The following is a 9,024-nucleotide window of genomic DNA, read 5'->3' as shown; positions in this document are numbered from 1 at the left end:
GCGTGGCTCATAAAGCTTACAAATGTCAGCACAACGATACTTTATACATTTTACACAAAGAGTCTGGCAATCATTGTCGCCACACATATGGTGCATTTTGCAAATGCTTGCTCTTGGGTTGTTAGGATCATGATTGTTGGCACAGGGAATAGGTGCAAAGTTCTTGGACTTCCTATCAGCAATGTAAGAGTGTTTTCTGACCTCCTTTGATATGGTACTGGGATCTTTATCTATTGCTCTGGCAATGGTTCTAAATGAATCACCATTGTTAAGTCCCTGTTCTATCTTGTTCCTTGCTGATAGATCCATGTGCTTTTGATTGCCTTTTGGTCTATTATCATTCATCTTATCTCTCTTTCTACACAGGCAGGCAATCAACTGCCTGTCTATAATACAAAGAGATAAGAAAAAATATAAGTAAAAATTTATCGTGTAAGACTTATTTCTACGTACGTAGAATTTAGTGATGCAATGTAGAATTCAAAATAGCAATTAACCACTGCCTTATTTGAGGTTACCACACCATTATATAGATGATCATATGTTTCAGTTCACTTATTCAATGGATGTGGCAATCCATTTTTTCTTGTATATGCCCGTTTTCACTTCCTGAAAATTTGCCTATGGGTGTGTTAACTTAAAAATATGACTATATACCCATTCCACTGTGACAATCCTGCGGTGTAGGATAATTGCTTAGATATTGCTATTCTTATCTTATGGATTTAACCATTTTTATAGTGGTTTTTGTTCATGAGTAGGATAAATGTTTGATTTTTACTCTTTTTATCCTACATTCTGACTAGGATTTCTGCTGGTTTGTAGGCTAAATCAATAGATTTTTTCGCGTTTATCCTACTTTTCTCTCAATCGCAGTGTTCAGAAGGCTGAAAATGTAGGATAATTCCGATAGAACTTCATGTTTTATCCTAAGTCGCAGAAAAATCACTGTGATAAGATAGGATAAATATTACTATTCTCCCGCTTTTATCCTACAGCTCATTAAATCTCTCATTTGCCAAGTTTATATCGCCATTCAATTCATCCCTCAAAAAGGCCGTCCCCATTATCAGAATTGCCATTTATTTCCATTCGTGTTCAATTTTCCATGTTCAATTCAGTCCATAGATCGTGAAGAATAATGGTTTGGGCATATAGTACCCTTTACAATGGTAGTCGCGGGTATATAGTCACGCATATTTCTGAAAGTAGCCGCCCCCTACTGTTCTCGGAGTCAGAGCCTGAGGCAATAACACCCAGCCACACCGCCAGGTGCTTGCCATTGACGGGTTCTGAGGAAAACGCTACAATGCTGAATCCGACGGTGCGAGAAGATCTACTGTTCCCATCATCCTCACCGTCGGCTCACAGGCCAAGGCGTTTTTCTAAGGCCCAGTCAATGGTGGCGTACACAGCCGCAAACTATACTTTTTCTAATAGGGTCATTGGGATGCTTAAAGTGACTTATCAACAGACAAGGGCAGACATTGCCCCCTAACTTCTACCTCACTTAAGCATATACAAAGAAAGAGTATTTTGCTTATAGGTTTACTTTTTATATTGGAGTGATTCAGTGTGGAACAAATAAGAAAATACAAATAATCCATAAACAGTCAACTTCTTAAGGAAGTCTTAAGATTTGCGATAGAAATTCTTAAGATTGAGACAGTTCTATTTACATGCATTTTTAGTTGTGATAAAGTGGCATCGTTGAACGACAAGTTATTAGTTACGAAACCTTATTTCTGCTCGAAAGAGCAATGGATGATGCGGACAGCGTGTCTAATTCGCTGCTTATGATAGCTTACGCAGCTATGATTCTTGCGTCTTCCAAATCTCACAAACATTGAACATACAGGGATGTCTATGATTCCTTCATAAAAATAGTGTGATGATCACTATAGTTCTTTTGCGCGCTTTTTGCGTTGTCTAACTGACTCTTGCTGTAAGTGTCTGTCTGTATTCCTGTGTGTTTAATGTATTGTCTTTTATTATTGCAAAAACAAAGAAAAAAGTTGTCGAAAGATTTTTCTTTCGACAACTTTTTTTAAAGATTATCAATTGCGTTATTCATTGCTTCGTTGACCTGTGCATCCATCTTTGATGTGATCTCAAGGTGGAGCATATCGATTATTCTGTTATCTATTGAATATCCCAGTCTGTCAGCAGCCTGTTTAAAATCATCCTTATGAGAAGAAACATAGCTTTGACGCATGCTTGAATCAAGCATTCTGGTTGCCTGCAAAGAATCATATGCTTTGTCAAAGTCTTCACCAAATTTACCTTTTACATCTGCACCGGCGGTAAGAGCGTTTACAGAAGCGCTGCCTGGCGATAACTGATTTAAATACTTACTTGTTATTCCGTTTGCTGCGGCCAAAAAGTTAAAATCCATTTCCACTTTTCTCCTATATAAATAATTGCAAAGACGCTTATTTTTACCTCATGATGTATATCGGATGGAAAGTTTAAAATCTGAAGTGGTTAACCTAAAAATATCTCTTTTTGTTATAATATTGATAGTGAATGTCCTTATTTGTGGGAATTAGAGTATTTGAATAGCATTAACAGAATGGATTGACTGGTACACTAAGTGATGTTTTCGTCATAAATTGAATAATGAGGATAAAAAACTTATAATCAAAAAATAGTATTGTTTAAAAAAGAATAATAATCATAAGGGGAATATAAGATGAGTCCTAGAATTGCTAATCCGGAAAAATATGAAGAGTCAAAAATGTCAAAGGGAGAACTTAGATATACAGAGCGCAGCAGATGGCTTCTGTTTGGACTTCCCTGGACTTTTACAAAGTATGAGATAAGAGACAATGATTTCACTATAATTAATGGCTTTTTTACTGTTCGTGAGAACGACTGCTACATGTATAAGATCAGTGATGTAGAGATTACAAGAACGCTTCTTCAGCGCATTGCAGGGCTTTCAACTATTACTTTGTTTACGTCTGATGTCACAGATAGAACTATTACTATGAAGAATATAAAACATGGACGTGAGATAAAAGATTTTCTTCTGCAGGCTTCTGAAGCCGCTAGAATAAAGAGAAGAACTGTAAGTATGCAAAACATTGGTTTTGGAGCAGGGGATATTCATGATGCAGATGATTCTGATGACTTAAGCGGACATATTGACAACTAAAGAGAAAGCAAACATAAATGTGCATTTCGAATCCCTAATATGATATAATTATCTGCTTATCTCAATAGGAGGGGATCATTAATGGCAAAAGAATTTGATGTGATAATCATTGGCGCAGGCCCTGGCGGCATTTTCTGCGCATATGAACTTATGGAGAAGAGGCCTGATCTCAAGGTTCTGATGATAGAAAAGGGGCGCTCTATTGAAAAAAGAAATTGCCCCAAGAGAGTTACAAAGACTTGTGCGGGTTGTAAACCATGCTCAATTACTACAGGATTTGCGGGAGCAGGAGCTTTTTCTGATGGAAAGCTGTCACTTTCTCCTGATGTTGGAGGAACACTTCCTGATATTCTTGGGTATGATGAGGCTACAAAGCTTATCCATGAGTCTGATGAGATATATCTTAAATTTGGCGCAGACACAAGCGTGTATGGTGTTGATAAAGAGGTTGAGCTTCGTGAAATCAGAAGAAAAGCCATAAACGCTAATCTTAAGCTTGTAGAGTGCCCCATAAGACATCTTGGTACTGAGGAGGGATACAAGATTTACTCTCGTCTTCAGGAGCATATTTTAAGTAAGGGCGTCACAATAGAATTTAACACAATGGTCAAGGATATCCTTGTGGAGAACGGTATTGCTACAGGTGTGCTGACAGATAAGGGCGAGACATATCTTGCAAAAGAGATTGTATCTGCTGTCGGAAGAGAAGGCGCAGACTGGTTCAAGGACAAGTGCGAGGAAATTGGAATTGAGACAAAGCCTGGAACCGTAGATGTGGGAGTCCGTGTTGAAGTCAGGGATGAAGTGATGCAGTTTCTCAATGAAAATCTTTATGAGGCCAAGCTTATTTACCATACTCCAACGTTTGATGACAAGGTCAGAACCTTCTGTACAAATCCTTCAGGGGAAGTTGCTACAGAATATTATGAGGGAGGCCTTGCTGTAGTTAACGGACATGCCTATAAGGGAAAAGAGTTTAAGACAAACAATACCAATTTTGCACTTTTGGTGTCTAAAAATTTTACAAAGCCATTTAAAACACCAATTGAATATGGTAAAAAGATAGCAGAGTTATCAAACATGCTCTGTGGTGGCAAGATACTTGTTCAGACCTATGGTGATTTCAAAAGAGGCCGTAGAACGACTGAGGAGAGGCTTTGCAGGAACAATCTTATTCCTACACTTAAGGATGCTGTGCCAGGAGATCTTTCACTGGTATTCCCACATAGAATAATGGTCGATCTGGATGAAATGATCCAGGCTCTTGACAAGGTTACTCCGGGAATTGCTTCAGATGAGACCCTTCTTTATGGCGTAGAGGTTAAGTTCTACTCCAACAAAGTTATTGTTAATAAAGACTTTGAGACCAGCATTAAGGGGCTTCGTGCCATCGGAGACGGAGCGGGCGTCACAAGAGGTCTTCAGCAGGCTAGTGCGAATGGACTTTCTGTTGCACGCAGCATTATAGGCAATATGAAATAACAGGTAGACATGATTTTTAAAACTCTAAATAAGCGAAAAAGTAAACTGAATATTTTTTCAGCCACTTTAGCTCTGGCTTTATCTCTTGCTCTCACCGGGTGCGGTACGGATCTTTCTGATATAAGGCTTGTATTTACCACAGGTTTTTCCAAAAATGAGGTATTTACTATCGAAGACCGAAGCTGCAACTTGTCCGAGGCATTAGTGTATTTGGTAAATACCCAGGAAGGCTATGAACAGAGCTTTGGGAATGATATCTGGCAAAAAGAGACTGATGAAGGCACCGTTGAAGACAGATTGAAAGAGTCGGTTCTTGCCAAGGTTGCACAGATAAAGGCAATGAATCTTTTGGCAGAGAAAAACGGAATTGTACTTGATGATTCTGAGATGAGTCTTGCACTCCAGGCGGCAGATGAATATTATGGGGGTCTTACAGATGCTGATATAGCAGCAATGGGGAATGTTACTTTAGAAGAAGTGGCTTCCATATATGAGGAGAGAGCACTGGCAGATAAGCTTTATGATTACATCATAAGGGATATTAACCCTGAGATAAGCGATGATGAGGCGAGAACCATAACGGTTGAACAGATACTTCTTAAAACCTATACTCTTGATGCGAGCGGTGAGAAAACTCCGGTCAGTGATACTGAAAAAGCAGCTATCTACAGGAATATGAGGAGTATTGTAAGTGAGCTTAATGATGGAAAGAGCTTTGAAGAACTCATGACTCAGTACAATGAAGCTGACGAAGAGACTATATCTTTTGGTAAAGGAGATATGGAACCGATTTATGATACGACTGCATTTAATCTTGGAACAGGTGAAGTAAGCGATATCATTGAAACCTCAGAAGGATATGTGATCATCAAATGTATTACGACTTTTAACAGGGAAGAGACAGAAGCTAACAAGGAAAAAATTGTTGCTGAAAGGAAACGAGAGGTTTTCGGACAGCAATATGATGCCTTTGTGGCAACGTTGAATAAAAGACTTAATGAGAAATTGTGGAATTCGGTTACATTGGTGGCCGATGAAGGAGTTTCAACATCCAATTTGATGGATGTATATCAAAAATATTTTAGATAATAGTGCAAATCCCACAGACAGATTATTGTCATGTGGGATTTTTTGTACAAATAGTAAAAAAAGGCGTCAGCCCTTATTTATTTTATTTAGTTCAGTGGTTTCGATGACTACAAGGAGAGTAGTGTCTGAAGTGAGCTTTCTCTGAGGATCTATAAAGCCCCATTTTGTCTGGCTGTTTTTTACAGCGACAACGTTGAGCTTGTATTTCTTTCTGAGATCAAGCTCCAAAAGGCTCTTTCCAATCCAGCTGTCTCTTGGCCTTATTTCAACCATTGAGAGATTTTCATCGAGTTGGAAATAGTCAATGAAAGTATCCGAAATAAGGATTCTTGCAGATTGCAAACCTCCGAAGTCCTCAGGAATGATGATCTTATCTGCTCCGACTTTTTTGAGTATGGAAGACATCCTTTCTGAGGAACTTTTTGCTACAACAAGTGGAACACCAAGTTCCTTGGCAACTGCAACTGACATGATGCTGGCGGATAGATTTCGTCCCATGGCACAGACAACAATATCCATATTTTTTATATCAAGTGACTTTATTTCTTCTTCGTTTTCAAGATCGGCACATACGCCTACAGTACAGAAATCAGCCATTTCTTTTATAAGGTCTTCATCTTTGTCAGCAACAAGGACGTCAGCTTCCATTTCATATAAGCTTTTAGCAAGGCTTATTCCATATCTACCTAATCCTAAAACTGCAACTGATTTTTTCATTGTAATTCTCCTTTATCCTACGTAAAAATTGCCTTCGATATATTTAACTGAACTTTTTTTGTTTTTTCTTTTAGCAAAAAAGATTGCCATAGAAATGGGCCCTATCCTACCAAGGTACATGGATATTATTACGATAATGCGACCTGCCGGATTCAGGGTTGATGTAACGTCTCGTGAAAGACCAACTGTTGCGGATGCGCTTACTATCTCAAACAGGGCATCTGCAAACGGCAGTGATGAATCTGTTGCCATCAGTAAAAGAGTAAATACGATAACTGTAAATGAGCTGACAGCCAATATTACTGTGGACTTACGCATAAGGTCATAAGATACATTCCGGTTAAAGACAAGAGTCTTATCATCGTCGTTTATGTAACTTAAGATATTTAATGTTGCCAAGAAGAAAGTGACGGTTTTGACTCCTCCTGCTGTTCCTACCGGTGAGCCGCCTATAAACATGAGAATATAGGCCATGATGCAGGAGACATCGGTCATGGATTTTTGTGAAAAACTTGCAAAACCGGCAGTCCTAAGAGTAACAGACTCAAATAAGCTGTTTAGGATTTTTTGAGGAAGTGGCATGTTTCCTATAGTTCCTGCGTTGTTGTATTCAAATAGAAGGAAAGATAAAGTTCCAACTGTAATGAGGATACCTGTCAGTGAAAGAACAAGTTTTGTGTGTTCAGACAGGCGCTTCCAGATGATTTTTGGAGAGTATCTTTTTTTTATGCCATCTAAAATTCCGGCAGATAAGTCAAACCATACTACATAGCCGAGACCTCCCAGAACTATAAGCGTCATGGTGGTAAAAAGGACCAGTGAATTGGAATTGAAGATTCCCATACTGGTAGGACCGACGACGTCCATTCCTGCGTTACAGAAAGCAGATACGGAGTTAAAGATCGCAGCCCAAATGCCTTTCTTATATCCTAAAAGCGGGATAAAACTGATGGAATAAATAATAGCACCGAGTAGCTCGACAATTATTGTTCCGCGTATGATTCGCACAAGTATTCTAAGGACACCTGATCTTTCATTGAGGTTAAGGGCATCTGTGAGCATTATTCGCTGGCCCATAGAGATTTTTTTTCTGGTAAAGAGCATGAATAAAGATGCTACGGTGATGATACCAAGACCTCCGATTTGCGCAAGAATCATGATTACCACCTGTCCAAAGATACTCCAATGGCTGTAGGTATCAACTACAACAAGCCCCGTAACGCATACAGAGGTGGTAGCGGTAAAAAAAGCAGTCAGGAAATCTGTGGTATTTCCTGATGCTGATGCTATGGGAAGTAGCAAAAGCAGTGTTCCTATTAGTATAGCTCCTAAAAAACTGAGCGGTATAAGGTGTTCTGAAGAAAAACTCCATTTTTTCAAAAAGGTATTCCTCCTGGAAAACAAGCATTGTCAACCAATTATACTTCTTTGCTATTTGCTTAACAAGCGTGGACATTTTTTGTAGGAACATTTATCAGAAAGACTATAACAGATCCAATATTTGAATTATCCAATTCAATTGAGACAATAGACTTTATGACATATATATTCTTCCGTAATATTTTTATCTATATTATAATTATAGAAATGGAATTCTTGACATATATGTTAAGCAATACACAGGATATAACAACACTGGCATAGGAGGGATATATGAATGATAATATGAGAGTTATTGGAAGGAAGATGGGGATCAGAATGGGAATTCTTATGAGCTTTTGCCTGGCACTCACCGGGACACTTTCTTCAGGTCACTTTACGCCTGTTGGATTTATTTTTAGTTTCATTGTAAGTGCGATCATTAGCATACTCATTGGTTTTGTGGTCCCAGTAGGTAAAATAACCGGTGATGCTTGCCGCAAGGCAGGATTTAAGCAGGGAACCATAAAAGAGCGCCTGTTAAGCAGTCTTATTTCAAATCTTATTTATACGCCACTTATGACTTTTGTAATGATACTACTTGCATATACTATGGCCATGAAACAAAGCGGCGGGATGGCACAGCTTTCATTCCTTCCAATGTTTCTTCATTCTCTGGTCATTTGCTTTATAGTTGGGTACGTGCTTATTTTTATATTCCAGCCGCTGTTTATGAAGCAGCTTTTGAAAAAATATCATTCTTGACATATGACTGATATGTACCGAACCGGCCGCAGAAAAAATTTTAACTGAATTTGCCAAAATGTATTTCGATTCGTATAAATGGATAACAAATAAAACAAAACATTTGTTGATTACGATTATACTTGTATGAATTATGTTGATTCAGAAACAATTGTTTATTTATTGGAGGGCAAAACTATGGCTGATGAAAAGAATGTAAGAATGGAAATAACTGATGAGTATCTTGAGGATGTAATTGGCGGTGCCAGGCACAAGGGAAGCTGTCCAAAGGGCGGAGATCATGAGTTTGAGAAAACCGGAGTTAAAGTTCTAAAAAAAGATGTTCTTAAGTGCAAGAAGTGTGGAAAGAGGATAGCAGCCAAGTAAATACATGTTTTTGGGAATGATTTAGTTGTTGTGTAATATTGCGATTAATGCTTTTTAATGATAGAATCTTTGAGTCGCTGACAAAAATT

9 protein-coding genes are annotated in these 9,024 nt (G+C 38.4%); 5 read left to right on the top strand and 4 right to left on the bottom strand.

All coding sequences use genetic code 11. The annotated features are described in order from the left end of the window. On the bottom strand, positions 1 to 345 hold a 345-nt coding region (locus tag BM146_RS14920; RefSeq protein ID WP_143087504.1), incomplete at its 3' end, for a helix-turn-helix domain-containing protein. Positions 346 to 2,047: 1,702 nt separating this feature from the next. Beyond that, positions 2,048 to 2,395, bottom strand: a complete 348-nt coding sequence (locus BM146_RS14915) for a hypothetical protein (protein ID WP_074890741.1) — start codon at positions 2,393 to 2,395, stop codon at positions 2,048 to 2,050. 297 nt (positions 2,396 to 2,692) lie between these two features. Between BM146_RS14915 and BM146_RS14910 the strand changes: the two genes are divergently transcribed. From BM146_RS14910 to BM146_RS14900, 3 genes are all read left to right on the top strand, one after another. Next, positions 2,693 to 3,157: a PH domain-containing protein gene (locus BM146_RS14910; protein WP_074890739.1), complete on the top strand. Its 465-nt coding sequence runs from the start codon at positions 2,693 to 2,695 to the stop codon at positions 3,155 to 3,157. An 81-nt stretch (positions 3,158 to 3,238) separates the two neighbouring features. Next, positions 3,239 to 4,639 carry an NAD(P)/FAD-dependent oxidoreductase gene (locus tag BM146_RS14905; protein WP_074890737.1) on the top strand — a complete coding sequence of 467 codons (1,401 nt, stop codon included), beginning with the start codon at positions 3,239 to 3,241 and terminating at the stop codon, positions 4,637 to 4,639. Between the two features lie 9 nt (positions 4,640 to 4,648). Further along, entirely contained in the window at positions 4,649 to 5,728 is a 1,080-nt protein-coding gene (locus BM146_RS14900; protein ID WP_074890735.1) for a peptidylprolyl isomerase, read from the top strand. Between the two features lie 66 nt (positions 5,729 to 5,794). Here BM146_RS14900 and BM146_RS14895 read toward each other — a convergent pair whose 3' ends face one another. Further along, positions 5,795 to 6,445, bottom strand: coding sequence for an NAD-binding protein (locus BM146_RS14895; protein WP_074890733.1), 651 nt, complete (start codon positions 6,443 to 6,445; stop codon positions 5,795 to 5,797). A 12-nt stretch (positions 6,446 to 6,457) separates the two neighbouring features. Then, the gene (locus tag BM146_RS14890) at positions 6,458 to 7,825 is read right to left on the bottom strand and encodes a TrkH family potassium uptake protein (RefSeq protein WP_074890731.1); all 1,368 of its coding nucleotides are present in this window, start codon (positions 7,823 to 7,825) and stop codon (positions 6,458 to 6,460) included. 273 nt (positions 7,826 to 8,098) lie between these two features. On the opposite strand from BM146_RS14890, the gene BM146_RS14885 reads away from it, so the two are divergent. After that, the gene (locus tag BM146_RS14885; RefSeq protein ID WP_074890729.1) at positions 8,099 to 8,569 is read left to right on the top strand and encodes a hypothetical protein; all 471 of its coding nucleotides are present in this window, start codon (positions 8,099 to 8,101) and stop codon (positions 8,567 to 8,569) included. A gap of 126 nt (positions 8,570 to 8,695) precedes the next feature. Next, positions 8,696 to 8,935 carry a hypothetical protein gene (locus tag BM146_RS14880; RefSeq protein ID WP_207649936.1) on the top strand — a complete coding sequence of 80 codons (240 nt, stop codon included), beginning with the start codon at positions 8,696 to 8,698 and terminating at the stop codon, positions 8,933 to 8,935. The last annotated feature ends 89 nt before the right edge of the window (positions 8,936 to 9,024 follow it).

This window comes from Butyrivibrio proteoclasticus (assembly GCF_900115735.1).
In the GTDB taxonomy this organism is placed as follows: Bacteria; Bacillota; Clostridia; order Lachnospirales; family Lachnospiraceae; genus Butyrivibrio; species Butyrivibrio proteoclasticus_B.
This window is presented reverse-complemented; position numbering and strand designations above follow the sequence as displayed.

Bases quoted from the DNA above. Each gene is read 5' to 3' on its own strand.
- BM146_RS14910 (WP_074890739.1), top strand. From the start codon at position 2,693: ATGAGTCCTAGAATTGCTAATCCGGAAAAATATGAAGAGTCAAAAATG.
- BM146_RS14895 (WP_074890733.1), bottom strand. From the start codon at position 6,445: ATGAAAAAATCAGTTGCAGTTTTAGGATTAGGTAGATATGGAATAAGC.
- BM146_RS14900 (WP_074890735.1), top strand. From the start codon at position 4,649: ATGATTTTTAAAACTCTAAATAAGCGAAAAAGTAAACTGAATATTTTT.
- BM146_RS14915 (WP_074890741.1), bottom strand. From the start codon at position 2,395: ATGGATTTTAACTTTTTGGCCGCAGCAAACGGAATAACAAGTAAGTAT.
- BM146_RS14880 (WP_207649936.1), top strand. From the start codon at position 8,696: ATGAATTATGTTGATTCAGAAACAATTGTTTATTTATTGGAGGGCAAA.
- BM146_RS14905 (WP_074890737.1), top strand. From the start codon at position 3,239: ATGGCAAAAGAATTTGATGTGATAATCATTGGCGCAGGCCCTGGCGGC.
- BM146_RS14885 (WP_074890729.1), top strand. From the start codon at position 8,099: ATGAATGATAATATGAGAGTTATTGGAAGGAAGATGGGGATCAGAATG.